At 70.4% G+C, this 24,806-nt stretch carries 29 protein-coding genes and 1 pseudogene; 13 read left to right on the top strand and 17 right to left on the bottom strand.

All coding sequences use genetic code 11. From position 1 onward, the window contains the following. The first annotated feature begins 5 nt into the window (after positions 1-5). Positions 6-701: a DedA family protein gene (locus ABGB12_RS12720; protein WP_347677256.1), complete on the top strand. Its 696-nt coding sequence runs from the start codon at positions 6-8 to the stop codon at positions 699-701. A gap of 165 nt (positions 702-866) precedes the next feature. Here the strand turns inward: ABGB12_RS12720 and ABGB12_RS12715 are convergent, their stop codons facing one another. After that, entirely contained in the window at positions 867-1,721 is an 855-nt protein-coding gene (locus ABGB12_RS12715; protein WP_347677254.1) for an SPFH domain-containing protein, read from the bottom strand. A gap of 66 nt (positions 1,722-1,787) precedes the next feature. Further along, positions 1,788-2,468 (bottom strand): HAD family hydrolase, encoded by a 681-nt coding sequence (locus ABGB12_RS12710; protein ID WP_347677252.1) that lies wholly within the window; start codon positions 2,466-2,468, stop codon positions 1,788-1,790. Positions 2,469-2,924: 456 nt separating this feature from the next. Between ABGB12_RS12710 and helR the strand changes: the two genes are divergently transcribed. Continuing rightward, the gene (gene helR, locus ABGB12_RS12705) at positions 2,925-5,090 is read left to right on the top strand and encodes an RNA polymerase recycling motor ATPase HelR (protein WP_347677250.1); all 2,166 of its coding nucleotides are present in this window, start codon (positions 2,925-2,927) and stop codon (positions 5,088-5,090) included. Positions 5,091-5,266: 176 nt separating this feature from the next. On the opposite strand, the pseudogene ABGB12_RS12700 reads toward helR, so the two are convergent. Both ABGB12_RS12700 and ABGB12_RS12695 read right to left on the bottom strand, forming a co-directional pair. Then, positions 5,267-6,250: pseudogene (locus tag ABGB12_RS12700) on the bottom strand (IS256 family transposase); the annotation flags it as partial. Between the two features lie 58 nt (positions 6,251-6,308). Next, positions 6,309-7,988 carry a lamin tail domain-containing protein gene (locus ABGB12_RS12695; protein ID WP_347677248.1) on the bottom strand — a complete coding sequence of 560 codons (1,680 nt, stop codon included), beginning with the start codon at positions 7,986-7,988 and terminating at the stop codon, positions 6,309-6,311. Between the two features lie 318 nt (positions 7,989-8,306). On the opposite strand from ABGB12_RS12695, the gene ABGB12_RS12690 reads away from it, so the two are divergent. Continuing rightward, entirely contained in the window at positions 8,307-8,870 is a 564-nt protein-coding gene (locus ABGB12_RS12690; protein WP_347677246.1) for a dihydrofolate reductase family protein, read from the top strand. A gap of 326 nt (positions 8,871-9,196) precedes the next feature. On the opposite strand, the gene ABGB12_RS12685 is transcribed toward ABGB12_RS12690, so the two are convergent. Continuing rightward, a complete protein-coding gene (locus tag ABGB12_RS12685; RefSeq protein ID WP_347677244.1) occupies positions 9,197-10,204 on the bottom strand; it encodes an RNA polymerase subunit sigma-70 in 1,008 nt (335 codons plus the stop codon). Positions 10,205-10,459: 255 nt separating this feature from the next. Between ABGB12_RS12685 and ABGB12_RS12680 the strand changes: the two genes are divergently transcribed. Both ABGB12_RS12680 and ABGB12_RS12675 read left to right on the top strand, forming a co-directional pair. Further along, a complete protein-coding gene (locus tag ABGB12_RS12680; RefSeq protein ID WP_347677242.1) occupies positions 10,460-10,822 on the top strand; it encodes a hypothetical protein in 363 nt (120 codons plus the stop codon). Positions 10,823-11,004: 182 nt separating this feature from the next. Continuing rightward, positions 11,005-11,139 carry a hypothetical protein gene (locus tag ABGB12_RS12675; protein ID WP_347677240.1) on the top strand — a complete coding sequence of 45 codons (135 nt, stop codon included), beginning with the start codon at positions 11,005-11,007 and terminating at the stop codon, positions 11,137-11,139. Between the two features lie 23 nt (positions 11,140-11,162). On the opposite strand, the gene ABGB12_RS12670 is transcribed toward ABGB12_RS12675, so the two are convergent. Together ABGB12_RS12670 and ABGB12_RS12665 are read right to left on the bottom strand one after the other, a co-directional pair. After that, complete coding sequence (locus ABGB12_RS12670) at positions 11,163-11,369, bottom strand: hypothetical protein (RefSeq protein ID WP_347677238.1); 207 nt, start codon at positions 11,367-11,369, stop codon at positions 11,163-11,165. Positions 11,370-11,473: 104 nt separating this feature from the next. Beyond that, positions 11,474-12,010, bottom strand: coding sequence for a DUF6817 domain-containing protein (locus tag ABGB12_RS12665; RefSeq protein WP_347677236.1), 537 nt, complete (start codon positions 12,008-12,010; stop codon positions 11,474-11,476). A gap of 128 nt (positions 12,011-12,138) precedes the next feature. Between ABGB12_RS12665 and ABGB12_RS12660 the strand changes: the two genes are divergently transcribed. Next, entirely contained in the window at positions 12,139-13,032 is an 894-nt protein-coding gene (locus ABGB12_RS12660) for a LysR family transcriptional regulator (RefSeq protein ID WP_347677234.1), read from the top strand. Positions 13,033-13,063: 31 nt separating this feature from the next. Here ABGB12_RS12660 and ABGB12_RS12655 read toward each other — a convergent pair whose 3' ends face one another. The 4 genes from ABGB12_RS12655 to ABGB12_RS12640 all read right to left on the bottom strand — a co-directional run bounded on the left by ABGB12_RS12655 (position 13,064) and on the right by ABGB12_RS12640 (position 15,763). After that, positions 13,064-13,360: a hypothetical protein gene (locus ABGB12_RS12655; protein ID WP_347677232.1), complete on the bottom strand. Its 297-nt coding sequence runs from the start codon at positions 13,358-13,360 to the stop codon at positions 13,064-13,066. Further along, on the bottom strand, positions 13,357-13,821 hold the full coding sequence (locus tag ABGB12_RS12650) for a MerR family transcriptional regulator (protein ID WP_347677230.1): 465 nt from the start codon (positions 13,819-13,821) through the stop codon (positions 13,357-13,359). Before ABGB12_RS12650 ends, ABGB12_RS12655 begins: the two co-directional genes overlap by 4 nt. Next, positions 13,809-14,198, bottom strand: a complete 390-nt coding sequence (locus ABGB12_RS12645; protein WP_347677228.1) for a hypothetical protein — start codon at positions 14,196-14,198, stop codon at positions 13,809-13,811. The genes ABGB12_RS12650 and ABGB12_RS12645 overlap by 13 nt, the downstream gene beginning before the upstream one ends. Positions 14,199-14,392: 194 nt before the next feature. Beyond that, positions 14,393-15,763, bottom strand: coding sequence for an erythromycin esterase family protein (locus ABGB12_RS12640; protein ID WP_347677226.1), 1,371 nt, complete (start codon positions 15,761-15,763; stop codon positions 14,393-14,395). A 63-nt stretch (positions 15,764-15,826) separates the two neighbouring features. Between ABGB12_RS12640 and ABGB12_RS12635 the strand changes: the two genes are divergently transcribed. Next, complete coding sequence (locus ABGB12_RS12635) at positions 15,827-16,366, top strand: helix-turn-helix domain-containing protein (protein ID WP_347677224.1); 540 nt, start codon at positions 15,827-15,829, stop codon at positions 16,364-16,366. Between the two features lie 235 nt (positions 16,367-16,601). Here the strand turns inward: ABGB12_RS12635 and ABGB12_RS12630 are convergent, their stop codons facing one another. Genes ABGB12_RS12630 through ABGB12_RS12620 form a run of 3 tightly spaced genes read right to left on the bottom strand, consistent with a single transcriptional unit; the run spans position 16,602 to position 17,683 of the window. Continuing rightward, complete coding sequence (locus tag ABGB12_RS12630; RefSeq protein WP_347677222.1) at positions 16,602-16,883, bottom strand: hypothetical protein; 282 nt, start codon at positions 16,881-16,883, stop codon at positions 16,602-16,604. Beyond that, complete coding sequence (locus tag ABGB12_RS12625) at positions 16,880-17,008, bottom strand: hypothetical protein (protein WP_347677220.1); 129 nt, start codon at positions 17,006-17,008, stop codon at positions 16,880-16,882. Before ABGB12_RS12625 ends, ABGB12_RS12630 begins: the two co-directional genes overlap by 4 nt. Before the next feature lie 12 nt (positions 17,009-17,020). Beyond that, positions 17,021-17,683: a DUF4097 family beta strand repeat-containing protein gene (locus ABGB12_RS12620; RefSeq protein ID WP_347677218.1), complete on the bottom strand. Its 663-nt coding sequence runs from the start codon at positions 17,681-17,683 to the stop codon at positions 17,021-17,023. A gap of 222 nt (positions 17,684-17,905) precedes the next feature. Here ABGB12_RS12620 and ABGB12_RS12615 point away from each other — a divergent pair, with 222 nt between their 5' ends. After that, positions 17,906-18,661, top strand: coding sequence for a helix-turn-helix domain-containing protein (locus ABGB12_RS12615; RefSeq protein ID WP_347677719.1), 756 nt, complete (start codon positions 17,906-17,908; stop codon positions 18,659-18,661). 50 nt (positions 18,662-18,711) lie between these two features. On the opposite strand, the gene ABGB12_RS12610 is transcribed toward ABGB12_RS12615, so the two are convergent. Next, the gene (locus ABGB12_RS12610; protein WP_347677216.1) at positions 18,712-19,740 is read right to left on the bottom strand and encodes a saccharopine dehydrogenase NADP-binding domain-containing protein; all 1,029 of its coding nucleotides are present in this window, start codon (positions 19,738-19,740) and stop codon (positions 18,712-18,714) included. Between the two features lie 113 nt (positions 19,741-19,853). On the opposite strand from ABGB12_RS12610, the gene ABGB12_RS12605 reads away from it, so the two are divergent. Continuing rightward, a complete protein-coding gene (locus ABGB12_RS12605; protein WP_347677214.1) occupies positions 19,854-20,840 on the top strand; it encodes a helix-turn-helix domain-containing protein in 987 nt (328 codons plus the stop codon). Between the two features lie 9 nt (positions 20,841-20,849). Here the strand turns inward: ABGB12_RS12605 and ABGB12_RS12600 are convergent, their stop codons facing one another. Both ABGB12_RS12600 and ABGB12_RS12595 read right to left on the bottom strand, forming a co-directional pair. Next, positions 20,850-21,635 (bottom strand): DUF4184 family protein, encoded by a 786-nt coding sequence (locus ABGB12_RS12600; protein ID WP_347677212.1) that lies wholly within the window; start codon positions 21,633-21,635, stop codon positions 20,850-20,852. A 250-nt stretch (positions 21,636-21,885) separates the two neighbouring features. After that, positions 21,886-22,665 carry an NAD(P)H-dependent oxidoreductase gene (locus ABGB12_RS12595; protein ID WP_347677210.1) on the bottom strand — a complete coding sequence of 260 codons (780 nt, stop codon included), beginning with the start codon at positions 22,663-22,665 and terminating at the stop codon, positions 21,886-21,888. 127 nt (positions 22,666-22,792) lie between these two features. Here ABGB12_RS12595 and ABGB12_RS12590 point away from each other — a divergent pair, with 127 nt between their 5' ends. From ABGB12_RS12590 to ABGB12_RS12575, 4 genes are all read left to right on the top strand, one after another. Further along, positions 22,793-23,635, top strand: a complete 843-nt coding sequence (locus ABGB12_RS12590; RefSeq protein WP_347677208.1) for a helix-turn-helix transcriptional regulator — start codon at positions 22,793-22,795, stop codon at positions 23,633-23,635. Positions 23,636-23,814: 179 nt separating this feature from the next. Further along, positions 23,815-23,952, top strand: a complete 138-nt coding sequence (locus ABGB12_RS12585; protein WP_347677206.1) for a hypothetical protein — start codon at positions 23,815-23,817, stop codon at positions 23,950-23,952. Between the two features lie 182 nt (positions 23,953-24,134). Further along, positions 24,135-24,311, top strand: coding sequence for a hypothetical protein (locus ABGB12_RS12580; RefSeq protein ID WP_347677204.1), 177 nt, complete (start codon positions 24,135-24,137; stop codon positions 24,309-24,311). Beyond that, the gene (locus ABGB12_RS12575) at positions 24,311-24,718 is read left to right on the top strand and encodes a hypothetical protein (RefSeq protein ID WP_347677202.1); all 408 of its coding nucleotides are present in this window, start codon (positions 24,311-24,313) and stop codon (positions 24,716-24,718) included. Before ABGB12_RS12580 ends, ABGB12_RS12575 begins: the two co-directional genes overlap by 1 nt. Positions 24,719-24,806: the final 88 nt, after the last annotated feature.

Genomic DNA, 24,806 nt, shown 5'->3' with positions numbered 1-24,806 from the left:
CCTGCATGAACGTGGCACAGGGGCAGAGCGAGCTGAACGGGATAGCGGGCTGGGCCGAGGACGTGATGGAGTCCCTCGGCGAGTTCGGGGTGGGGCTGCTGATCTCCCTGGAGAACCTCTTCCCCCCGCTGCCCAGCGAGCTCATCCTCCCCCTGGCCGGGTTCACCGCCAGCGAAGGCCGACTCGACGTCGTCCTCGTCATCGTCGCCGCCACCCTCGGCTCCCTCTTCGGAGCGCTCGCCCTGTACTCCCTGGGCGCCTTCCTCGGCCACGAGCGCGCCTACCGCCTGGCCGACCGCCTGCCCCTGGTCGACTCCGGAGAGCTCGACAAGGCCACCCGCTGGTTCGCCCGCCACGGTGGCAAGGCCGTCCTCTTCGGCCGGATGGTCCCCGTCGTCCGCAGCCTCGTGTCCGTCCCCGCGGGCATCGAACGCATGCCCCTGATGCGCTTCAGCCTCTACACCACTCTCGGCAGCGCCCTGTGGAACAGCGTCTTCGTCCTCGCCGGCTACACCCTGCGCGAGAAGTGGCACAACGCCGAGGAGTTCGCCAACTGGGCCGTGTACGGCGTCCTGGCCCTGTGCGTCCTGTGGTTCGTGAAGTTCGTCGTCACCCGCCTGCACCGCGACCCCCTGCCTCCCTCCGGCGGCGGCCGGGCCGCCGGAGGCAGGGAGCCCACCCGCACCGGCGGCGACCGCTGAGCGAGCTGACCGCCACGGTCCTCACCGCCGAGGCCCGCCCGCGATCGGGGCAGTGCCGGCCGCCCCGGTGAGGCGGGACGCGCTGATCCGCGCTTTCAGGTGCGCCGCCCTCCCGGAGCGGGAGGGCGGCTCAGGGGGCGAAGCCGCGCGGCGGGCCGGGGGCGGTCATTCGGCGACGTTGATGTTGCCTCCCGCGGGGACCGGCACGACCTTGATCCGGCCGTCCTTGATGGCCTGGTACAGGATCGCCCCGTTCGGGCCGAGGACCTTCACCAGGTCCCGCAGCGCCTTGAGCTCCGTCTTGATCTGCTTGTTGCGGTTCGTCTGCGTCTGGTCGTCCTGGACGGCCTGCTGGGCGGCGGCCAGGGAGTTGCGGACGTTCTCCGGCGGGGTCGGCTGCTGCAGGGTGAGCAGGAACGACCCGCACTCGCCCTTGTCGGTGTAGGCGGGCGAGCAGAAGTAGCTGTCCCCGGCGGTCGCGTTGACCTGGGCGGCGACCGCGGTGCCGACCTCGTTCTCCCAGGACTTCTTCACCTCGGGGTTGGAGTACAGGTCGATCCACTTGTACTTCTTGGACACCTGGTCGAGGGCCCGGTCGAGCGGGGCGCCGATGTAGGTGCCGAGCATCTTCGACCACCCGTCGTCCTCGTAGGCCTCGTACTTCAGGCCGATCTCCTCGTGGAACTTGCGCAGGGTTTTGCAGGACCCGTTGAGGCTGAAGGTCGCCACGCCCTCGACGGTCAGCTCGAGGTTGTCCTGGGAGACGACCTTGAGGGCGTCGGTGTCGCCGTCCTCACCGAACCTGTAGGTGCGCTGCCCGATGGGGTAGCTGAACACCTTGTCGCCGGGCCCGTGCCAGATGCGGCCGTTGCCGCAGGCGTCGAACTCGGTGGAGGAGAACGGGCCGGCGTTGTACTCCAGGCCCGCCTTGTCGGGCGGCACGGACACCGAGCAGCTCGAGGCGGAGACCGCGACGACGATGAGGGCCGCCACCAGGGCGAGGTACTTGAGGTGTTTCACTGGGGCTCTCCCGTGGGGGGTGTGATACCGGTGCCAGCAGGCTCCCACGAGTGGGCGGTGGTTCGTTCAGCCGCGGAGAACGCCGGGCAGTTCGGCGAGGGTGGTGATGTGGTGGATTCCGTCGGGTACGGGGACGGCGGAGCCGGTGCGGTTCAGCCAGATGCCGGTCAGGCCGGCGGCCTGCGCGCCCAAGGCGTCCAGGTCGAGGCGGTCTCCCACGTAGGCGACGTGCCCGGCGGGCAGCCCCAGCACCGAGCAGGCCTCGAGGAAGGCGCGGGGGTCGGGTTTGGAGCAGCCGAGTTCGTCGGAGCAGACGACGAACTCGAACCGGTGGCGCAGGCCGAGCATGGTCAGCTTGCGCTCCTGCACGGCGTTGGTGGAGTTCGACAGGATCCCGTGCCGGTAGGGCGGCGCGGCCAGGGCCTCGAAGACGTCCTCGACGTCGGAGAAGGCGCTCCACGCGGCTTCGAACAGAACCAGATAGCGGTCGAACCAGGCATCGGCCTCCGAGTCGGACAGCTCTTGCCGCAGCAGGCGCCGCACCCGTTCGCGCCGCTGCCCGGCGAAGGTCAGCTCACCGGCGGTGAACCGGGCGTACTCCTCGTCGGTGATCCGCCGCCACCGTCTGAGGGCGGTCTCGTCGGCGTCGAGCCCTTCGGCGGTGAAGTACTGCAGGGCCGCGGCGCGTTCGGTCCCCGAGTGGTCGAAGAGGGTGTCGTCCACGTCCCACAGCACCGCTTTGATCATGCTTTGAGGATATCCCGCCTGCTCGGACGCCCCCGGGGAAGCCGTTCACCGGACGCCGGGACGCCATGGCTCTTCGGAAGCCGGGGGTAGAGTTGCCCGCGGCGCCCTCAGCGGAGAACTGCCGGGCGGGCACTGATCACCGGCGGTTCGTCGCGGTCTCTGCCGGTGAACCCCCGGCGCGAGGTCGTCCGTTCGCGGTGGACGATCAGGGGAAAGGGGAGTACCCGCTCCTTTCCACTCCCAACGTATAGCGCACCCGGGGGCTTGCGGCAAGACCCGGGTCGTGCCGCAGAATCGTCAGCCGTGGCCGGAACATCATGGCCACCGGGCTCGTCACGCCGGTCCAGACGCCTTACCGCGCGCCATGGTCGCAAACGACTCCCTCCTCCTCACGCACGACAGAGTCCAGCCGCGCTCGTGAGCGCCGAGAACGAACCCCAGATCGGAGCCGATGAAGTGAATCCGCTGACCGCCAGCGCGTTCGACCTTCCCGACCACCTCGCCCCCAAGGCCGACCCGGCGTTGATCTCCGGTGACGAGCGGCACTTCGCGGCCATCGCGGAGTGCCTCGAGCGGTCGATCGCCGACCTGTCCGACCGCCTCGGCGCCGAGCGCAGGGCGCCCGGCGGCGCGGGTCGGGCGGCGATGGACCGGGACATGGAGATCCACCGGCTGAGCGCCCGCCTGCGCACCCTGCGCCGCTTCGGTCTGGACCTGTGCCTGGGGCATTTCGTCAGCGAGGACGACCCCGAGCCGGTGTACGTCGGGCGGCTCGGCCTCACCGACAGCGCGGGCCGCCGGCTGCTGCTCGACTGGCGCTCCCCGGCGGCCGAGCCGTTCTTCGGAGCGACCCACGCCAACCCGATGGGCCTGGCGAGCCGCCGCAGGTACCGCTGGACCCGCGGCCGGATCAGCGACTACTGGGACGAGGTGTTCACCTCCGACGGGCTGGAGGGGCACGCCGCGCTCGACGACCAGTCCGCTTTCATCGCCAGCTTGAGCACTCACCGCTCGGCCCGGATGCGGGACGTGCTCGGCACCATCCAGGCCGACCAGGACGCCATCATCCGGGCGGGGTCGCGCGGTGCGCTGGTCGTCGACGGCGGTCCGGGAACGGGTAAGACCGTCGTCGCCCTGCACCGCTCCGCCTACCTCCTGTACTCCGATCCCCGCCTCGGCCACCACCGGGGCGGCGTGCTGTTCGTCGGCCCGCACCAGCCCTACCTGGCCTACGTCGCCGACGTCCTGCCCAGCCTCGGCGAGGAGGGCGTGCAGACCTGCACCCTGCGGGACCTCGTCGCCGAGGGAGCGGCGGCGGCGGTCGAGACCGACCCGGACGTGGCGCGGCTGAAGTCGTCCGCGGACCTGGTGAAGGCGATCGAGACGGCCGTCAGATTCTACGAGAAGCAGCCCACCGAGGGCATGACGGTCACGACTCCCTGGTCCGACATCTGGCTGAGCGTCGATGATTGGGCCGAGGCGTTCGAAGCGCCGGACCCCGGTACCGCGCACAACGAGGCACGCGACCGGATCTGGGAGGAACTGCTCACGATCCTGATGGACAAGCACGAGGGCGACGCCCCGCCCGGCCTGCTGCGCAAGTCGCTGCTGCGCAACAGGGACCTGCTCATGGCCCTCAACAGGGCGTGGCCGCTGCTCGAGGCGGCCGACGTCGTCGCGGACCTGTGGTCGGTGCCCGCCTACCTGAGGATGTGTGCTCCCTGGCTCGGCCCCGAGGAGATCCGTACGCTCCAGCGGCAGGACGCCCACGCCTGGACGGTGTCGGATCTGCCGCTCCTGGACGCCGCACGCCAGCGGCTCGGCGACCCCGAGGCCTCCCGGCGCAAACGCCGGCAGGACGCCGCCCTCGCCGCCCAGCGCGAGCACATGGCCCAGGTCCTCGACACTCTCATCGAAGCCGCCGAGAGGGTCGACCCGGAGGAGGACGGTGAGAGCCTGGTGACGATGCTGCGCGGCCAGGACGCCCAGGTCAGCCTCGTCGACGAGACCGTCCTGCCCGACGCCGACCCGGATCTGCTGGCCGGGCCGTTCGCGCACATCGTCGTGGACGAGGCCCAGGAGCTGACCGACGCGCAGTGGCAGATGCTGCTGCTGCGCTGCCCGTCCCGGAGCTTCACCATCGTCGGGGACCGCGCTCAGGCCAGGCACGGGTTCACCGAGTCGTGGCGGGAGCGGCTCGAGCGGGTCGGGCTCGACCGGATCACCCAGGCCTCCCTGAGCGTCAATTACCGGACTCCGGAGGAGGTCATGGCGGAAGCCGAGCCGGTCATCCGGGCCGTGCTCCCGGACGCCAACGTGCCGACCTCCATCCGCAGCAGCGGCGTCCCCGTCGTCCACGGAGCCGTGGCGGATCTGGGCCGGATCCTCGACACCTGGCTCGCCGAGAACGCCGACGGGACCGCCTGCGTCATCGGCGACCCCACGTTCCGGGCGACGTCCCGCGTCCGGTCGCTGACCCCGGAGCTGTCCAAGGGCCTGGAGTTCGACCTGGTCGTCCTCATCGACCCGGAGACGTTCGGCGACGGCATCGAAGGAGCGGTCGACCGCTATGTCGCGATGACCCGGGCGACCCGCCAGCTCGTCATCCTCACGACCTCCTGAGGGCCCCCGTAGCGGCGGGCGGGCTCGTCTGAACCGACCACGGAGGGGATGTCCAGATAGGCGAATCGCTCCTCGATCAACCGTCCGGTGGGGACAGGATCTTCCTGGGTACTCCTGCGGGCACGTCTTTCCGGCCCTCCGCTCCCGAACGGGGAGTGTTTAGTTAAGCGTTTGGTCCAGCGGGCCTGGCCGGCGCCGGTGGGATCCAGGCTCATGACCGCCAGGTAGACGCATTTGAGAGCAGCGGTCTCGTTGGGGAAGTGGCCGCGGGACCGCACTGCTCTGCGGATGCGGGCGTTGACGCTTTCGATGGCGTTGGTGGTGCAGACGATCCGCCGGATCTCGGGGTCGAAGCCAAGGAAGGGTACGAACTCGCTCTAGGCGTTCTCCCAGAGCCGGACGATCGCCGGATAACGGGAGCCCCAGGACTCGGCGACCTCCAGCCACCGCTCGAGGGCGGCGGCCTCGGTCAGGGCGGTGTAGATGGGTTTGAGTGCATCGGCGAGCTTTTGCCAGTGCTGGCGCGGCACGTAACGGAAGGTGCCTCGCAGCAGGTGCACCACGCAGGTTTGGACGACCGCCTGCGGCCAGGTGGCGTTGACCTGCTCGGGCAGGCCTTTGAGGCCGTCGCAGACGACCATCAGCGCATCCTGCACGCCCCGGTTCTTGACCTCGGTCAGCACATGCGCCCAGAACTTGGCGCCCTCACTGCCGTCGCCGGTCCACAGGCCCAGGATGTCGCGGCAGCCTTCGGCGGTGACCCCGATGACCAGATAGATCGGCCGGTTGGCGACCTTGCCGTCCCGGATCTTCACATGGACGGCGTCGATGAACAGCACCGCGTAGACGGCGTCCAGCGGCCGGTTCTGCCATGCGGCCATGCCGTCCAGAACCCGGTCGGTGATGGCGGTGATCGTGGCCTTGGAGACCTCGGTGCCATAGACCTCGGCCAGGTGGGCGGAGATCTCCCCGTGGGTGAGGCCCTTGGCCGACAACGACAGGACCAGATCGTCCACACCGTTCGAGCGCCGCTGCCGCTTGCGGACGATCTGCGGTTCGAAGCTGGAGTCCCGGTCTCGCGGCACCTCGATCTCCACCGGCCCCACATCCGTGACGACCGTCTTGGACCGGGTGCCGTTGCGATCGTGGTGGCAGCGGCGGGGGGATCGTGGCGCCGCGCGGTGCCACGATCCCTGGCGGGCGGGTGTCGGTGTTGGCTCAGTACGCCGTTCCGTCGGCGTGCTGGCCGGGGGACCGGGTCAGGGAGCTGATCGTGTTGTGCTTGACCCAGGCGCCGGTCGCCGAGCCGTCAGGGCTCCGGTTGATCGAGACGCCGTCGGAGCTCGCCTGGCTCGAGGTGTAGCTCATCGACTGGATCGTCGCACCGGCCGCGTCCCGGAGGGTCACCTGGTCGCCGCTGTTGGCCAGGTTGAGGCCACCGGTGCTCGCCGCCACGGCCACAATGCCGCCGGGGATGCTGGAGGCTCCCCCGAACACGGTGATCGCCTTGCCGGGCTGCAGCGTCGTTCCGGCCGCGAAGGTGTGCCGCACGGCCGTGGCGTCCCGGACCGTCCAGCCCGCGATGGAGATCGCGGTGCCTCCGATGTTCACGATCTCGACGGCCTCGCCGGCGGTGCTGCTGCCCGGCTCGTTGGCGAGGACCTCGTTGATGATGACGTTGGCCGGGCCGCCGCTGCCCGCGGTGACCGTGACGTTCTGAGTCGTGGTGTGCGTGGCGCCGCCGTTGTCGGTCACGGTGAGGCTCACCGGGTAGGTGCCCGCCGCGGCGTAGGTGACCGAGGGGTTCGTGGCGGTCGAGGTCTGGCCGTTGCCGAAGGTCCAGCTGCGGCCCGTGATCGTGCCGTCAGGGTCGGTGCTGCCGTCGGTGAAGGCGCACGTGAGGTTGGTGCAGGAGTGCGTGAACGCGGCCGTGGGCTGCTGGTTGGCGCCTCCGCCGCCGAGGGTGAAGTTGTACCGGGCCAGCACCGGGTAGTGATCGCTGGTCGTGGTCGCGTAGTTCGGAACGTACGCCTGGGGCTGGAACGCGGTCGCCGAGCCCGCGACGTACTTCGCGTTGACCTCGTTGGTGTTGAGCTGGTGGTCGATGAAGTCCGGGTAGCCGGTGGTCGACGCGACTCCGGCCAGGGACAGTGCCCGCGTCGGGAAGCTGTAACGCGCCGTGTCGTTCACGAAGTTGGCGTACGGCGACGCGTTCCCGGTCGTGATGGAGGTGTCGACGTCGTCGTTCCAGTCGCCGATCACGAAGACGTCCTGCGTCGGGTAGGTCGAGTCGAGGTAGGACTTGAAGGCCTGGGATGCGGGGTTGCGCAGGTTCCACGCGTCCTGGGTGGAGCCGGCCTTGGCGTGCAGGACGATGAAGACGAGGTCGCGGGTCGCGCCGTCGAAGGTGCCGCGCAGCGTGAACTCGACCGGCGGGCGGCCCGCGAAGTTGCTGTTCTGGTCCGTCAGGATGACCTTCGCGCTCACCAGGCTGGCCATGCTGCTGCGCCAGACGAGCGCGACCTTCTGCTCGGCGTTGCTGAAGTCCGAGTAGTACTGCGGCCCGTTCGTCACGATCGGATCGTTCGCCAGGACTCCGGTGAAGCCGGGCATACCGGAGACAAGGGTGTTGAACGCGGAGGTGCTGACGACCTCGGACAGGCCCCAGACATCCATGTCGGCGCCGGCCATGACGTCGCGAACGTTGGCCTGCTGCAGCGCCTCGTCGGTCGGGCCGAAGCCCGTGTCACCGAACCACTCGACGTTCCAGTTACCGATGTCGAGCTGAGTGGCGGAACCCTGCGACGGCACGGCGGCGGCATGCGCCGCCGGGGCGAAACCGATCGGCAACGCCACGAAGACGATGATCGCCCCCAAGAGCGCACGGAGACTGGTCATGAACAAGCAACCCTTCGAGTCGGCATGCTGGACTGGGTCCCGTCTTCCCCCGAAGCGCGAGCCCGGCTGAGTGTCCGTCTCGACCCAAAGGCACCCGAAAGCGGCTGCTGAATTCGAAACGACGCTTATGTGAACAGTGGGGGCACCGACTCGGGGCTTGAGCAGCAATGGAACGGCCAGTCACGTGAAGGAGCCTGGTGGGCGGCTCTTATCGTGACTGGCCGTTCTGATGCGGGTCGCGGGCCGATCGCGCACCGATGAGGTTTGCGCGCCGCGCCCGTCTGTACGTGTGAGATCGACTCACGGGAGGCTGGCACGATGCGGAAACTGATCTTCGGCATGAACCTGAGCCTGGACGGCTACATCGCCGCGCCCGGCGACGACCTCGGCTGGAGCGTGCCGAGCGACGAGCTGTTCCAGTGGTGGTCCGACCGGGTGGGGGCGACGGGCCTGGCGCTGTACGGGCGCAAACTGTGGGAGACGATGAGTTCCCACTGGCCGACCGCCGACCAGCGGCCTGGCGCCACACCGGCGGAGATCGAGTTCGCGCGCCGCTGGCGGGACATGCCGAAGGTGGTGTTCTCCTCGACGACCAGCGCGGTCGACTGGAACGCCCGCCTGGTCACCGGCGACGCGGTCGCCGAGATCGCCCGGCTCAGGGCCGAGGACGGCGGCCCGATGGACATCGGCGGCGCGACGCTCGCCGGGGCGGCCATGCGGGCCGGGCTGATCGACGAGTACGCGCTGGTCACCCACCCGGTCCTGGTGGGCGGCGGCACGCCGTTCTTCACCGCGCTGGACGACCGGGTGAACCTGAACCTGGTCGAGACGCGGACATTTCCCGGCGGCGTGGTGCTGACCCGATACGAGACGAGGCGATGAGCACGGGCCAAATGCTCGGCTCGTAAGGCCAGATCGAAATCCTTCCTGGCGTGCTCACCGTGACCCTCGGCTATGAGGGAACCCTTCCCCGGGCCCTTCCTTGCGTTCCGAATGAGCTGTTGACCGACTCGCTGAAGAGGAGGACGACGGCCTCGTTGAACGTGACGATGTTCTTCGGGCATGAAGATGCCCCGCCGGCAACGCCGGCGGGGCGGTGGTGTTCGCGTTGCCGCATTGGTGTTCAGCTGGTCGGGGTGCTCATTCCGCGGTGACTTCGGTGACGCCGACCCATGCGCTGGACTCGTCGGCGATGGGGACTTGTCTGATCACAGCGTCGGGGGCAGGCCCAGCCATGGTTTGTCGGTGGCGTCGAATCCGGTGAGCTCGGCGATCTTCCCGTCGACGATGCGCAGGACCGCGATGGTGAACAAACGGTATTCCGGGTCGTCGGGGGTGCGGAGGTACAGCACGGCGGCAGGCATGCGGTTGACCGTCGTGGCGATGCAGCGCCAGTCGTCGTAGCCGCGCTGGAAGAGCCCATTGGAGACCCAGCCGTCCACCGCGTCCTTGGCCGTGACGATCAAGGTGCCCGGCTCGGGCAGCATCGCGAAGCGCAGATCGTCGCGCAGCAGGGCCATCAGCCCGTCGAGGTCGTTGCGCTCATGGGCGTCGATATACGACTTCACCAGGCCGCGCTCGTCCTTCGACAGCTCGTGCGTGGCGGGGCTCCGCCAGTCGAGGCGGCGGTCGGGCAGCTGCTCGCGCATCGTCACACGCGCCCGCTGCAGTGCGCTGGTCACCGATGCGACGGTCAGCTCGAGGGCGTCGGCGGCCTTCGACGCCGGCCAGCCGAGGACGTCGCGCAAGATGAACACCGCCCGCTGCCGCGGCGGCAGGTGCTGGACGGCGACGATGAACGCCAGCTCGATCGTCTCCCGCGCCACCACCGATTCCTGCGGGTCCTCCGGGAGCATCCGGTCCGGGTAGGGCTGCAGGTAGCGCACTTCCGAGCCCGCGCCCGGCAGCTCGGCAGGCACGGGTGTGCGGTCGTCGCGCTTGTCCAGGAAGTCGAGGCAGGCGTTCGTCGCGATCCGGTACAGCCAGGTCCGCAGCGCAGCGTGGCCTTTGAACGACTCCCGCTTGTTCCACGCCCGCAGGAACGTCTCCTGCGTCATGTCCTGGGCGTCCTCGTAGTTCGCGAGCATCCGGTAGCAGTGCACCTGCAGCTCACGCCGGTAGCGCTCCGTGATGAGCGCGAACTGTGCTGTGTCATTTGAGCGGGCCGCCGCGATGAACGCGGCCTTGTCGGCGCCTGGCAGTCTGGCCTCGGTCATGGTCGTCAATCCTTCCGCGGGTGGCGAGGGGCTACCAGAACTGACGACGTGGCGGAAGATTTCTGATCGGTGAAGCCGCTGACACCAGGCCGTTCGTCAGGCCGGATGGGTCGGGGTCGATCCAGGGGACGTGTTCGGGTCGGGCACACGCGAGCTCGTCCAGTGCCTCCGCCATCGCTTCCCGCCAGGCAGCGAACGCAGGCGGGCCTTCATCATCCCTTGGGGGCCAGCTGAGTAACGGCTGTGAATCCAACGATGTTGACGCTGACCCGCAGGGATTCCGACCGTGGCGGTGGCGCGGCTTTCCTGCCCGCGGCCTGCTCATGTGAGCAGGCGGTTCAGGCGTTCGGCCTGCCGTTCGTCGGTGCCCGTAGGATTTCGTCCCTTGTCGAAGGCCAGCAGGAACAGCCAGACAAGTGCCAGGAGCCTGCGGCAGTCCTGCAGCCGGGCGGCCTCGGCCGCCGTGAGGTCGAGCTGCTCCAGGAAGAGCCCGACATCCAGGGGTGCTCCACCCAGCCGGCCACATGCTCGGTGATCTCGGCCAGTTCGAAGGCCCGGTCGCTGCGGCCGAACTCCTCGAAGCCCACCACCCGGACGCGATGGCCGTCCCACAGGTAGTTGGCGATGTTGCCGTCTCCGGGTCCGAAAACCGGCGCGACATCCGGCCACCCCGTGCCCTCCAGGCCCGAGCCGGCCAGCCACGCCGGCCCGCTTCCCAGAGCCCGGCGCACCACACCGGGCAGCGGGGCATGCGAGGCCGCGGCCGTCCGCGCACGGATCCAGGCGATGACCTCGCACTGGTGGCCTGGCCGGAGCGGGAGCGCGGCCAGGACGTCCGGCGGCACCGCGGCGTGCAGGCGGCGTACCGCCGCCGCCAGGGCCTTGACCTTCCGCTCGGTGAGCCGAGCACCGCGCAGCGGTTCTCCGGGCAGTAGGTTCGTTGGATTCTCGCCGTTTATTACGGAGACTCCATGAGGGCGAAGACTTCCCAGCCGAGATACTCACGCGTGTAGCGCGCGTAGCGGGCGGGCTCGTTGGTGAGTTCCTCCCGTACCTCGGGCGCCAGTTCGTCGTCGGGGTTCTGGTCGAGCCAGCGGCGCAGGTTGAGCCACTGGGCCGCTGCGTAGCGGTCCCAGCTGTCCTGGTCGGCCAGCATCATCTCCACGACGTCGTACCCGCCCCGTGGGGGCGATTCCTCCCGGCCGTGAACGGCCGGGATCCCTTGCTAGATCCTGTTGAAAGGGGGCCTCATCGGACGGCAGGCGAAGGTCAGGACGAGGCCCGGGGGAGGATCCGGTCCACGTCCCGGCGTGCCGGTGCGCTCAGGAGCCGACCCCAGGCGGTGAACAGGGCGCGCAGTCGCGGCCCGTAACGGGCGTGGAAGGCCGGGTCGAGTTCGGCGATGTCCAGTTCGTTGGCCACGCTGATCTCGGCGAAGTCGCGGAGCGCCGACTGCGGGGGATGCAGCTCCCGTCCGGTGAAACGGTCCCGGAACACCCCGTCCACGGCCAGGCGGGGATGGGTGAACGTCCGGTCGCAGCTGCCGTACAGGTAGACCAGCGCCTCGGTCTCAGGTCCCGTGAGCGCTATGAGTTCTTCGCGGTGGGACGGGTCGCCCAGCGCGGTGGGGAATCCGTCGGTGCCGTAGAAGGCGTGGGCGAGTCCGGCCCGGCGCAGCGCGGGACGGGCGCCCCAGCTTCCCAGGCGTTCGGCGACCCGGAGCAGATGGGCCTGCAGCGTCCCGCCCGGGTGGATGATCCGCTCCGCTCCGCGTGCCGACAGCAGCGCGATGACGCCGTCGTCCATGGCGTGTCTCCTCGGTGGGCGGGTTGCCGCCGTGTCGTGGGGCTTGCCGGCCTCCATCGTGTTCCGGCCGCAGACCCCAGTCAATCCTGGGGTTTTCTTGGAGATCTCCCAGGAATAACTTGGGTTCCGTGACGCTGGACGATCTGCGGGTGTTCGTCGCCGTGTGCGAGGCCGGGAACCTCAGCGCGGTGGCGCGTGACCTGGCGTGTACGCAGTCGGCGGTCAGCCAGCACGTGAAGAGGCTGGAGCGGGAGACCGGAGTGGCCCTGGTCGAACGGCACGCGAGGGGCGTTGTCCCGACCAGGGCCGGGCGGGTGCTCTACGAGGCGGCGCAGGGTGGGATCAGTTCCCTCGACGCCGCGCTGCGCCACCTGGGGGAGTTGCGCGACGGGCGTAGCGGCACGGTGCGGATCACCACGGGCGGGGTCACGGTCCGGCACTTCATGGCCGGCACGATCCCCCTCTTCCGCGGCCGCCACCCGGAGACGACCCTGGAGTTCCGCTCCTCCCACTCGGCCCGCCGCTGCATCGAACTCCTCCACGGCGGCTGGGCCGACCTGGCGTGGATCACCTTCGGCGATCCGCTGCCCGGCATCGAGCAGCGCCCGGTCGTCGACCTGCCCTGGGTGCTGGTCGTGCACGCCGACGACCCCCTGGCGGAGCGGGACTCGATCGACCCCGCCACGCTCACCGCGATCCGTTACATCGCCCACCCGGACAACTCGGTCTCCCACCGGCGCCTGGAGGAGGACTTCATCCGGCTCGGCGTGCGCCCGCCCACCCCCGTGGGAACCGCCGACTGGGACACCGCGGTCCTGCTGGCCGAACTGGGCATCGGCCACGCCGTCCTGCCCTCCCTTCCCCGCCTGGACGTCGGCGCACCCCTGCGCGCCATCCCCATCCCCGACCTCACCCCGCTCGCGGTCGGCTGGGCCGCCCGCCGCTGGCACACCCTCAGTCCTCCCGCCGCGGAGTTCGCCGCCCTGGTCACCCGCCACCTGACCGGCGAACCCACACCCTGACCGGCCGTTGGCGGGGGAGCTGACCTGCCGGTCAGGTGCGGGCGTCCGCGCATGAGCAGGCCGTGCCCTTGCCCGGCGTGCCGCAGCCGTCGCTGCCGCACCCGGGACCGCGCCGGCGCCGCCAAGCCGCGAAGGCGAAGACCGCGACGGCGGCCGCCGCCAGGACGGCGGCGATCATCGGCATCTTGTCGGCGAGCACGGCGGCGCCGGCGCCGGACAGCGCTCCGGCGGCGATCAGGACCGGCAGCGCGCAACACGCCGCGCATGCCACCGCCGCCAGCACCCCCAGTCCCGCCCTGGTCTTCGACGACGTCGGTTTCCTGCTCACGGGCGTTCCTCCAGGGCCTCGGGGGTGCGGCGCAGGTCGGCCAGGGGGGTGAAGGGGATCGGGCAGCAGCCGGCCTGGGCGCATTCGACCAGGTCGGCGCAGCCCGCCTCGATGGTCTGCCGCAGTGCCTGTTCGATCACGGTCAGGTCGGCGATGCGCTCTTCGACCTCGATCAGCTTGAGGCGGGCGCGCTCGGCCAGGCCGTCACCGCGGTGCCGGTGCCCGGCGGTTTCCAGCAGGTCGGAGACCTCCTCCAGCGTGAACCCCAGCCGCTGCGCCGCTTTGATCACCCGCAGCACCGTGACCGCTTCGGCCGGGTACAGGCGGTGCCCACCCAAGGTGCGTTCCGGCTCGGCGAGCAGGCCGCGCCGCTCGTAGTAGCGCAGCGTCTGGGCGTTCACCCCTGCGGCCGCTGCCAGTTCCCCCGACCGCAGCCCCTCGTAGCCGCTCACCGCGGCCACCCGGCCGCCACCTGCGCCGCCGACGCCCGGCCTTCTGCGAGTTCCTGGAGACCGTCCAGGGCGGCGCCCGCCTCCGGCGGTGCCGTCACCGTCACCAGCAGGCCCTCCTGGCCGCCCTCCACCTCAAAGCCCAGGAACGCGCAGCACTCGGCTTCGGCCGCCAGCAGCGCCCGAGCCCGCTCCTCCACCCCGCCGCGCAGCTCCAGCCGCAGCACCAGCGGCTCACGCCGCCAGCCCGTCAGCGCCTGGGCGAACAGCTGCTCGAACTCACCCAGCCGCGCCTTCATCTCCCCGGCCGGCAGCGTGCACGCGATCGGCACCTCCACCGGCTCGCTCGCCTGACCGGCCGGGCCGTACCCGCATCCAGGTCCGCACATCACTCATCCCCGTCCTTCGGGACCGCCCTCGGCGGCCTTCGCCCCGAAGGTAAGCCTGTACCCGAGTACAGGATGCAACCCCTGAGTCCTGGAACGGCACCGGCGGGGTGTCGGGAACAGTACTGAGCCGGACACCCCACAGTGCGGGCATCGGGCAAGATCAAGACTTACCTGGCGCCTGGGGACGGCGGACGTCATCGCCGTTCATTGATGCGGGTCGGATTGTCTTGTGGGCTGTGGCGTCGGGTCGTGCTGGTCCAGTGGGTGAACGGTTTTTGGACGTCGGTCGGAGTGTGGGCGAGTGCGGTGGGGGCGGGGGTGGCGGGGGTCAGGTGGGGGAGGTGGATGAGGAGGTCGAAGGCTTGGAGGGGGTCGATGTCGGCGTAGTGGGGGCCGTTGCCGGTGCGGTGGGCGGTGGCGGTGCGGATGGCGGTGGTGTCGGCGGGGTCGAGGTGGCGCAGGTCGGTGGCGAAGGGGCCGTCGTGGCTGGCGTGCAGGAGGGCGTCGAGGCTGCCGGGGCGGGGCGGGTCCATGGGGGCGAAGAGGATGCCGGTGGCGAAGTCGGGGCCGACGTTGAGCATCTGGCCTTGGCCGCTGGTCATGCCGATGGGAAGGTAGTCCGGGCCGAGGCGTTCGGCCAGGTGCATGCCCATCGGGGTGGCGGGCGGGACGCCGGGGAAGCCGGTGGGCCACCGCTGGACGTGGCCGTTGTGGGCGGCGAGCACGATCCGGTCTTCGCGGTCGAGGATCCACTGGACGGTGTCGGCGATGGCGGCGTCCCGGTCGTAGAGGGCGGCCTGCTGGTCGCCGCGGAGCATCGCCCGGATGGTCGTGTCGAGCGCGGCCGTGACGTGCAGGGTGCGCAGGGCCCGCTCGTAGGCCTCGCCGCCGGTACGCCGCCGGTACTCCAGGCGCCGTCCGGTCATCCGGGCGGACAGGTCGGCCAGCCCTGCGGTGAGCGCGTCCTTGGCCGAGTCGGCGAGCCCCACATAGGCGGCAAGCGCGGCCTGCGCGGAGAACACCGAGCCGGCGGCGAAAGTCGCGGCGGTCTGCCGCAGTGCCGGGTCGGGGCGGTAGTCGGGGTCGGCTTCGGCGAGGTAGGCGGTGACGGCGTCGAGGCCGGGCAGCAGTGAGGCATTGGAGCCGGGCAGGTCGATTCCGTAGAAGGAGACGGGCCGAGAAGAGTCGGTGTTGCGGCGGCGCATCGCCTCCAGATGGTCGACCATCTCCGTCCACATCCCCATCAGGGACGTCAGGCCGTGCGCCGCCACCCGGCCGGCGTCCCCCGGTGCTCCGCGCACCCACGCGTCGACGAGCCGGGCCTCCACGAAGCCGGTCTCCATCGCGAAGGCGCCGAAGCCGTGCCGCTCGGCCAGGTGGCGCAGGAGGCGGTCGCGCAGCTGGAAGGACTCCCGGTTGTAGTGGGCGCTCTCGCCGATCGCCACGACGCGGGCGTCGCCGATCGCCTCGTCCAGCCAGCCGAGATCGTCCGGCGGTGCGGCGGGGTCGAGCGTATGCAAGGGCCGTACCGCCCGCGTGCTGAGGTGTGCCGTCGCGGTGGTCATTCTGGGCCTCCCAAACATTGGTTCCAATTTTGGGAAAGGTACCAGATGTGGGATCGTCGTTGTATGGACCAGACCGACCTGCTGCTGCACCCGGTGCGCCTGCGCATCGTGCACGCCCTGTCCGGCGGACGCTCCCGCACCACCGCCGAGCTGGGCGCTCATCTGGCCGATGTCCCGAAGACCTCCGTGTACCGGCATGTTGCCGTGCTGGCCGACGCCGGCGTTCTCGAGGTCGCGGGCGAGCAGCGCGTGCGCGGCGCCGTGGAGCGTACCTACCGGCTGCGCGGCGAGCAGACCCCTCTGGACGGCGCGGCGATGACGATCGAGGACCACCGGCGAGGGTTCACCGCCGCCATGGCCGCCCTCCTGGCCGAATTCAACGCCTACCTCGGCGAGCAAGGCGCCGACCCTTCCTCCGACGGCGTCGGCTACCGGCAGGGCGTCGTATGGCTCACCCCCCAGGAGCTCGCCGACCTGACCCGGGAACTCCTCGCCGTCCTGGCATCCCGCACCGCCAACACGCCCGCCCCCGGCCGGGTCCCCCACCTCATGAGCCTCATCCTCTTCCCCACCGGACGACCCACCCCGAACACCGAGCGGTGACCGGACCGCGTCCTGCCGCGCCTTCTGCACGACCCCTTCGATCGGAACCGTCTCCGCCGCCAGCTGGGTGCGGTCGAACACCTCCATGCGCCTGGAGGGCCCTCCTTCTCGGGCCTCGCATCTGGACCCGGCCCGAGAGCCGGGTCCTCCAGCAATCTGCGACGGCATCCTCTCGAACGCGCCGACCTCGTCCGGTGCGAGCACGATCCCCGCGACCGGTAACGGGCGGAAAGGCTCAGGGCCGCCAGGCCCGTTGGGGTCTGGCGGCCCTGTCCAGCCGGTTCACGGTCAGGTCTTGTCGAAGATGTCGTCGGCCCACAGGTAGGAGACGACGGTGATGCCGACGCACCAGGCGGCCGCCGCCCAGCGTGCCGCCCAGGACATAGACGAACAGGAACAGGATGATGACGGGGGTGATGACCAGCTGCACGGTCATGGACGGGTAGCGGACCAGGCGCTTGAGCTGACGCCGGACCATGGTGGCCGAATCACGCGCGGCCAGGGCGAGAGCGCTCATCGGGAGGCCTCCCCGTGCCGGCCGGTCAGGGCGAGGAAGACGTCGTCGAGGTCGGGGGTGTCGAGTACGACCTTGTCGCCGTAGGACTCGCGCAGCCCCTGAGCTGCGATGGCCAGATTCGTCATGATCGGTGCTCCTCAGAGGCTGCGGGCGGTGATGTCGCCGCAGGCGGTGGTGGCACGGATGTCGAGCCGGGCGGCGCCGTCGTTCCTGAGGCCGTTGCTGATGCGGCCGTGGCCGGTGCCGGCGTCCAGACAGGCCGAGACACCGGGAGCGGCGCCGACCGAGATCGAGCCGGCCTGGGTGTGCAGCACGACCGTGCCGCCCGCGGCCTCGGCGATGCGGATGTCGCCCTTAGCGGTGCTGATCTGCGCGGAGCCCCCCAACCGGCCCACCTCGACATCGCCGTCGGTCGCGGTGAGGCGGACCCCCGCAGCCTCGTCGATCTTGACCTGGCCGTACGCGCCCTCGAAGGCGACGTCGCCGAACCGGCCGACGGCCCGGAACCCGGCGCCGGCCGCCTTCGCCTCGACCCGGGAGCCGGCGGGCAGCCGGACGGTCACCTCGAGGGATCCGGAGGAACCGAGGTACTGGTTCCTCACCGGGGTCCCGATCCGCAGGACGCCGTCGGCGTATGCGACCTCGGTCCGCTCCGCCGCCTTCACATCGCGGCCCTTGGAGGCGTCCGCGGGCCGGACCTCGACCACGGTGTCGGCCCGGTCGGCAGCGATGAACCGCACACTCCCCGCAGGGACGTCCAGGACGGCGGTGATCGGGGCGGGGGTGTCGAACTGCTGCATGGCGCTCTCCTGTGCCTCGTTGTTTCCGACAAGAGAAACGCTACGTTGCATTCAGAAATCCGGCAACAACTTCGTTGCACTCAATCAGCTTTAACGCAGTTAGATGCATGAATATTGTTGCAATGACTCTAGAACATAACGCAACAGCGGCTATCCGGTCGTTGCAATAGATTGAGGGTGAACGCTATGGTGGGAGTATCAGGGAGCACCGAGGAGGTCGCGATGCCGGGAGGCAGGCTCACTCAGCAGGAACGCCAGCAGATCGCGCTGGGGCTGGCCGACGGCCTCGCCTACGCGGAGATCGCCAGACGCCTCGACCGTCCGACCTCGACGATCACGCGTGAGGTGATGCGCAACGGCGGCCCCACCGGCTACCGCGCCGACCTGGCCCACCGCGCCACCGAACGCCGCACCCGCAGGCGCGGGCAGGCCGCGTCTCGGGGGCCGCAGGCGCCCGCGCAGGCCCGCGGACGCGACGCCGAGGCCGTGCGCGAGTACGAGGAGACGTTCACCACCGTCCTCATGCAATCGGGCATGCCCAAGATGACGGCCCGGGTGCTGGCCTGCCTGACCCTCGCCGACGCGGGCAGCCTCACCGCGTCCGAACTCGTCCAGCGCCTCCAGGTCAGCCCGGCGTCCGTCTCCAAGGCGGTCGCGTTCCTCGACGAGCAGGGCCTCATCCGCAGGGAACGCGACGAACGCCGCCGCGACCGCTACGTCGTCGACGACGACGTCTGGTACCAATCGATGATCGCCAGCGCCCGGGCCCTCACCCAGATCGTCGAGACCGCACGGCAGGGCGTCGGCGTCCTCGGCCCCGGCACCCCGGCCGCCGCCCGCCTGGAGAACATCGCCCGCTTCCTCGACTTCGTCAGCGAGAGCACCGTCCGCGCCGCCGAACAGGCGCGCGAGGTCCTCCACACGAAAGCCGAGGCGGCCTCAGGCGGCACCGCCGAGCCGAATTCAGATCGCGGATAGCCGGGTCCGATGGCCGGAGGGGCCATGGGGGACGAGCGCCGGACGTGCTGCTACGGACGCAGGTCCAGGGAAAGGTGCGAGGACAGCGCGCGGAGAAAGTCGGGCGCGTCGAAGACCTCGCCGGCGGAGGCGACACCGACCGTCCTGGTCCGTCCCGTGAGTATGCGGTCGACCGCCTCCACCGCGAGCGGCGCGGTGACGGCGTAGATGTCCCGCCCCCTCGCCACGGCGCGCCGTTCACTGCCGCCGGAGCGCACGACGACGTCGACGAGGAAGGTCTGGGCCGACCGCCCCAGCTCGTCGGCCGGGGCCGGCGCCGGGGTGTCCGGGGCCGAGAGGTCCCTGGCCGCCTCGACCGTCATGTAGGTGCGCACTTCGGGGATGGACAGGTGGCTGGGAACGGTGACGACGTCGGCCATCGTGAACTCCCCGATGACGGTCCGGGGCCCCATCGGGTCGGGGAAGGACCACTCCAGGGTCGGCGGGTCGTCATGGCGGTACTCCAGCCGGCCGTTGGTGTAACGGACGCGTCGGCCGTTCCGCCGCCGCCGGGAGACCGCGCCCGCGGCACGCGTCCCGGGAGTGGGGTGCCAACCGCTCAGCCCGTACGCGATGTGCGCCTCGTCGGCCGCCGTCCAGTCGCCCATGGCGGCGGTGGTCAGCAGGTCGCCGAGGCCGCCGTAGAAGGCCATCGCAGGGACGATCACCGCTCCCGCGTCGCGGGCGCGGTCCGTGAAGCGCGTGAACGTGTCGACGTTGGCCTCGATCTCGGCCGCCACGTCCACATACGGGATCCCGGCGCGCAGTGCCGCCTCGATCACGGGGGCGGCCGTCGTGGCGAAGGGCCCGGCACAGTTGATCACGGCCGCCGTACCCGCCAGCGCGCGGTCGAGCGAGGCCGGGTCGTCGACCGATGCCGGACGGGCCTTCGACCCGGATTCGTACGCCAGCACCTTCAGCTTGTCCGCGTCGCGCCCGGACAGGACCGGAACGAACCCGCGGTCCCGCAGGTGCGCCACCACGAAGCGCCCGGTGTGCCCGTACGCGCCGAACACCGCCACCATGAGCCCTGATCCCACGGGTTCTCCCCTCGACTCGAATGATCCGCTGCTGCGATCTGTCGTGATCATCCTGGCAAGGGCCGGTGATCTCGGCGAGTGTCTGGAATGCCATTACCCGTACAATTCCGGACATGGGCATTGTCGCACTGGCCGTCACCGACGGAATGCTGCACTTCGAGCTGTCCTTGGCCTACGAGGTCTTCGGGGCCGGCCCGACCGGCCTGGCCGACCCCTGGTACAGCGTCGCCGTCTGCGGTCCGGGCGCCGTGCGGGTCGACCGGTTCCGGCTGGAACCCGACCACGGCCTCGACCACCTCCCGCGCGCCCACACCGTGATCGTCCCGGGCTGGGCCGACATCGATGCGGACCCGCCCGCCGACCTGGTCGACGCGGTGCGCGCGGCCCACGAGGCCGGCGCGCGCGTGGCCTCCCTCTGCACGGGCGCGTTCGTGCTGGCCGCCGCCGGCCTGCTGGACGGCAAGCGCGCGACCACGCACTGGGCGCACACCCGAGCCCTGGCCGCCCGCTACCCCCAGGTGGAGGTGGACCCCGACGTCCTGTACGTGGACAACGGCAGCGTGCTCACCTCCGCCGGCAAAGCCGCCGCCATGGACCTGTGCCTGCACCTGGTCCGCCTCGACCACGGATCCTCGACCGCCAACGCGGTCGCCCGACGCCTGGTCGTGCCGCCGCACCGGGACGGCGGCCAGGCCCAGTTCGTCACCACCCCCGTGCCCGCCCCGGACAACCACCCGCTCGCCGAACTGCTCCCCTGGGTGATCGAGCGGCTGGACCGTCCGCTGACCGTGGAAGACCTGGCCCGCCAGGCGCGGATGAGCTCACGCAACCTGAACCGCCACTTCAGGTCGGTGACCGGTACCACCCCGCTGCAATGGCTGCTGACCCAGCGGATCCGCCACGCCCAGGAACTGCTGGAGACCACCGACGACAGCGTCGACACCATCGCGGCGGTCACCGGCATGGGCACCGCCACGACATTGCGCCGGCACTTCAACCGCACGGTCGGCGTGCCTCCGGACACCTACCGCCGTACCTTCCGCTCGCGGACCCGCTCTCAGTCCCGGGCCTCGGCAAGGTCGACCGCCACCCGGCCGTGAGGACATGCTCTACCCCCGCAGGTCAAAGGCAACCGCGTTGGATTCTCCGCGATCGCCGCCGGCGTCCTTCGTGCGCTCCCCGCCGAGTTCGACGGCCAGCGCCGCCGCCATGGCCGCGACCGCGAACACACCCAGCACCCGGATGATGAAGACGACCGGGACGTCGCCGTCGGGCAGCAGCGCCGAGGCGGCGCTCCCGGCCGCCAGCGTCCCGGCCAGGACCGTCCAGAACCGCACGGGCCGCCGGACGATCTCCGGCGGCGGCCCGTGCCACTCGCGCAGCAGCCCCCGCCGTCCGATGTGGACGCTCGCCCACACCCATCCGGCCAGGCCGAGCACCGTGGACGCCCCGTGCAGCACGAACCACCACGGCACGCCGTCCACCACCGGCTCGCCGAGCACGGCGAACCCCAGCGAGGTTCCCGGTATCCCGTCGTGGGTGACCTCGTCCGACAACCGGTGGCTGACCGCGCCGGCCAGCGCGGACCACACCGTCACATACCAGCGGTGGCGCACCCGGCCGAGCACGCCGTAGTCCCGGCACCAGCCCGGCAGGTGCACGGCGACGGCGGGCGCCGCACACCGTACGAGCAGCGCCGCGACCACACTCAGCGGCACACCCCACACCACCAGCCCCACCCAGGTGTGCCCATAGGTGAGCAACGGCTTGCCCAGCACGTAGGGCAGGTCCGGCGCCGCCGACCCGACGACGAGCGCGACCCCGTCGAACCGGCGGGGCCACCGCGTCTTCACCGGCAGCACGACCGCGGCATGCGAGGGGAACGTCAGAGGCACCGCCCCATGAGATCATCCCTCGCCGTGCCCCGCATCACGGTCCTCCGCTCAGGGCCGTGCGACGAGCCGAAAAGCAGAGCGTCCGCGCAGGCCGAGTCGGAGCCGTCCGGCCGGGGCTCTGACCGGACGGCACCCCAGGAGCACGCCGGCCCGCTGCCGCAGCGTCATGAATGATCGAAACCCGGGTCGGTCGGCTCCATACCCAGGCAGTACTTCCAGCGGGTGGTCTCGTCCTGCCCCTCGTCGGCGGCTAACCCCGCACGTGTAGGCCGAAACCCTTGCGGCCCGGCACTTCCAGGCCCTCCTTCAACCGCAGTGATGGGATCTCGTAGTCACCGAAGTTCTGGCGCCGGAACGCGATCGGCTCGGTCGTCTCCAGTGACAGCAGCCGCTCCTTCCATGCCTTTGCGGCGTCCTCGAAGTCGCCGTCGGTGATCTTGCCGGTTCCGTACAGCACGAACGGCGGCAGCACCTCCAGGCCCGGGTAGTACAGGATTCCATGGTGGATCGGGAACAGCAGGTCCTCGATCGGGCCGTTGATCCCGCGATCGGTGTATTGGGACTCCGGGCCCCCGACGGTCACCGACAGGATCGCCCGCCGCCCCTGCAGCGTCCCCTCACCGAAACGCTCGCCGTACCGGGTCTCGTCGTGCACTCCGACGCCGTACGCGAAGTGGAAGGAGAACACCCGGTCCACCCAACCTTTGAGGATCGCCGGCATCGTGTACCACCACATCGGGAACTGGAAGACCACCGTGTCGGCCCACAGCAGCTTCTCCTGCTCGGCCGCCACGTCGGGCGTGAGCGCGCCGGCGTCGTACGCCCCGCCCGAACTCGCCGCCACCTGCAGCGGGCTCGTGGCGTGCTCGCCGAAGTCCGCCGCGTCCACCACGGCCTTCCAGTTCATCGCGTACAGGTCACTCACCCGCACCTCGTGCCCGGTGGCTTCGAGAGTGGACACGGCGAGGTCCTTCAGTGAGCCGTTCAGCGAACGCGGCTCAGGGTGGGCGTAGACGATGAGCGTCTTCATGGCTGTTCCCTTCAACGAGGTGTGTCGCCATAGATGCTCGGCCGCCGAGGCCGCGTCGTTCAGGGACGGGACTTCCTGGTATTGGCAGGACCACCTTCACATGCGTTACCGGAGCCATACTGGGGGCATGGACGATCTTGCGGGCTTCCTGCGCACCCGGCGCTCCCGGGTCGGCCCTTCCACCGTCGGCATCCCCACCGACAGCCGCCGCCGCGTCGAAGGGCTGCGCCGCGAAGAGGTCGCGCACCTGTCCGGGGTCAGCGTCGACTACTACGTACGCCTGGAGCAGGGCCGCGCCACCCAGCCCTCCGAACAGGTCCTCGACGCGCTCGCCCGCGTCCTCGGCCTCGATGAGACCGAACGCGGGCACCTGTACCGGCTCGCTCGCCAGCGCCGCCGCCGCGCGAAGTCGCCCAGCGGGCGCCTGCGGCCGGAGCTGCTGCGCGTACTCGACCTGGTCGCCGACGCGCCCGCCCTGATCATGGACCGCCGGCTGGACGTGGCCGCCGGGAACCGCCTCGCCGGGCTCCTCTACGGCCGGGAGATGCCGGGTTTGAACACCGCCCGGCACATCTTCCTCGATGAGGACGAGCGCGGCCTGTACGCTGACTGGGAGAAATGCACCCTCGACGTGGTCGGGCACCTGCGCCTGGCGGCCGGGAAGTACCCCGACGACTCGCGCCTGGCCTCGCTTATCGGCGAGTTGGCGATGGGCAGCAAGCGCTTCCGCCGCCTCTGGGCCCGCGCGGACGTTCGCGCCCGCAAGCATGGACGCAAGGCGTACCGGCACCCGCTGGTCGGACTGCTGGAACTGCACCAGGAGAACTTCGCACTGCCGGACGAATCGGGCATGGAGCTGCTGGTGCTGTCCGCGGCACCCGGGAGCCCCACCGAGGACGGGCTGCGCCTGCTGGGCGCGCTCAGTGGTGATGGACATCCCACAGTGAAAGGCCTGCCGGTAACGAAATAAGCCCGTTGGGGTCAGCGGCGGCGGTCGGCGGGGTCGTCTTCGCGAGTGATGCGTTCGGCGGCGTCTGCGCCGAGGCGGATGTAGTGGCCGAGGGCTGTGAGGCAGGCGTGTCCGGGATTTCGCCTGGAGTTCGGGCGCGGAGTGGCGTCCGGGCATCGGGAAGGGAGCCCTCCCGCTCCTTGCCAGTCAACTCCTCCCGGATCTGGGCGAGCACCCCGTCGTGGGCGAGTTGTCGGCGAGCCTTGGCCAAGGCCAAGATGTTGAAGACGTTCTTCCTGTTCCCGGAGTTGCGGCACAAGGTCGAGACCACCAGGTGACCGGCTGGGTCGTCGAGCGCCCGATCGATGAGATGAACCGGCCGCGCGGCCGTCAGCAGGCCGGCGAACTCCAGACGAGACGAGATCAGATACTCGGAGCTGCTTCCCAAGCTCCGCCACCACGGCCTCAGCTCGGATGTCTGGGCCGGCTTCGGGAGCGGAGGGCCGCCCAGGAGCGGCGGGTGACGTTCGAGCTGGACACCGAGACCGGCATGTTGTCGGCGCGGGCCTGTGACAGAACCGGCCCCCGGTTGCGCTCTCCTGGCATGTGGGACGACGCCCGTGATGTGTGGGTGCGTGGGATCTGCGGCCTCGAGAAGCCGCTGGAGCGGCTCTGCCTGGAAGAGGAGAACGACTGATGGACCTGGTGGACCCGCACGGTCCCCACACCCCCGACAGCACCCGCCACGCCGCCGCGCACCTGGCCGAGGTCATGCGGGTGCTGGCATACGCGACCCAGCCCGCAAGCGGCGGGGTGGAGGAGCCCGCAGACGTGCACGAGCTGCTGGGGGAGCTGAAGACCGCCGCCAGGAGGCTGGAGCAGGTGATCCACCAGCTGGCGCGGCACATCACCGAGGAGAAAGCCGCGGGGCGGCTGGAGGTCGGGCACGGCCCGTTCGCCGGCGACCCCGCCTCGGCCGCCAGCACCACCCGAGGACACCTACTCAGAGCCGCGGAACTCGCGGAGGCGCTGCACAACAACCTCGATCGGGCCCGGCAGGTCACCGCCGACATGAGCACCAGGCGGGAGCCTGCGGGGGAATGAACCCCCGGCATGGCGGAGGCCAGGTAGAGACGTCTTCTGCCGGACCTCCGCCGTTCTCACCGAGGCCAGCGACTGGCGGAGTCGCGTA

Source organism: Actinocorallia sp. B10E7, assembly GCF_039871655.1.
In the GTDB taxonomy this organism is placed as follows: domain Bacteria; phylum Actinomycetota; class Actinomycetes; order Streptosporangiales; family Streptosporangiaceae; genus Actinocorallia.
The sequence above is the reverse complement of the archived record's forward strand: the minus strand, read 5'-3'. Positions and strand labels throughout refer to the sequence as shown.

What these genes read in the sequence shown, in the direction of transcription:
- ABGB12_RS12620 (WP_347677218.1), bottom strand. Translation starts at nt 17,683, where the DNA reads ATGCAGCAGTTCGACACCCCCGCCCCGATCACCGCCGTCCTGGACGTC.
- ABGB12_RS12595 (WP_347677210.1), bottom strand. Translation starts at nt 22,665, where the DNA reads ATGAAGACGCTCATCGTCTACGCCCACCCTGAGCCGCGTTCGCTGAAC.
- ABGB12_RS12625 (WP_347677220.1), bottom strand. Translation starts at nt 17,008, where the DNA reads ATGACGAATCTGGCCATCGCAGCTCAGGGGCTGCGCGAGTCCTACGGC.
- ABGB12_RS12645 (WP_347677228.1), bottom strand. Translation starts at nt 14,198, where the DNA reads ATGTGCGGACCTGGATGCGGGTACGGCCCGGCCGGTCAGGCGAGCGAG.
- ABGB12_RS12590 (WP_347677208.1), top strand. Translation starts at nt 22,793, where the DNA reads ATGGACGATCTTGCGGGCTTCCTGCGCACCCGGCGCTCCCGGGTCGGC.
- ABGB12_RS12635 (WP_347677224.1), top strand. Translation starts at nt 15,827, where the DNA reads ATGGACCAGACCGACCTGCTGCTGCACCCGGTGCGCCTGCGCATCGTG.
- ABGB12_RS12690 (WP_347677246.1), top strand. Translation starts at nt 8,307, where the DNA reads ATGCGGAAACTGATCTTCGGCATGAACCTGAGCCTGGACGGCTACATC.
- ABGB12_RS12710 (WP_347677252.1), bottom strand. Translation starts at nt 2,468, where the DNA reads ATGATCAAAGCGGTGCTGTGGGACGTGGACGACACCCTCTTCGACCAC.
- ABGB12_RS12680 (WP_347677242.1), top strand. Translation starts at nt 10,460, where the DNA reads ATGTTGACGCTGACCCGCAGGGATTCCGACCGTGGCGGTGGCGCGGCT.
- ABGB12_RS12640 (WP_347677226.1), bottom strand. Translation starts at nt 15,763, where the DNA reads ATGACCACCGCGACGGCACACCTCAGCACGCGGGCGGTACGGCCCTTG.
- ABGB12_RS12615 (WP_347677719.1), top strand. Translation starts at nt 17,906, where the DNA reads ATGCCGGGAGGCAGGCTCACTCAGCAGGAACGCCAGCAGATCGCGCTG.
- ABGB12_RS12630 (WP_347677222.1), bottom strand. Translation starts at nt 16,883, where the DNA reads ATGAGCGCTCTCGCCCTGGCCGCGCGTGATTCGGCCACCATGGTCCGG.
- ABGB12_RS12720 (WP_347677256.1), top strand. Translation starts at nt 6, where the DNA reads ATGAACGTGGCACAGGGGCAGAGCGAGCTGAACGGGATAGCGGGCTGG.
- ABGB12_RS12665 (WP_347677236.1), bottom strand. Translation starts at nt 12,010, where the DNA reads ATGGACGACGGCGTCATCGCGCTGCTGTCGGCACGCGGAGCGGAGCGG.
- ABGB12_RS12575 (WP_347677202.1), top strand. Translation starts at nt 24,311, where the DNA reads ATGGACCTGGTGGACCCGCACGGTCCCCACACCCCCGACAGCACCCGC.
- ABGB12_RS12695 (WP_347677248.1), bottom strand. Translation starts at nt 7,988, where the DNA reads ATGACCAGTCTCCGTGCGCTCTTGGGGGCGATCATCGTCTTCGTGGCG.
- ABGB12_RS12605 (WP_347677214.1), top strand. Translation starts at nt 19,854, where the DNA reads ATGGGCATTGTCGCACTGGCCGTCACCGACGGAATGCTGCACTTCGAG.
- ABGB12_RS12685 (WP_347677244.1), bottom strand. Translation starts at nt 10,204, where the DNA reads ATGACCGAGGCCAGACTGCCAGGCGCCGACAAGGCCGCGTTCATCGCG.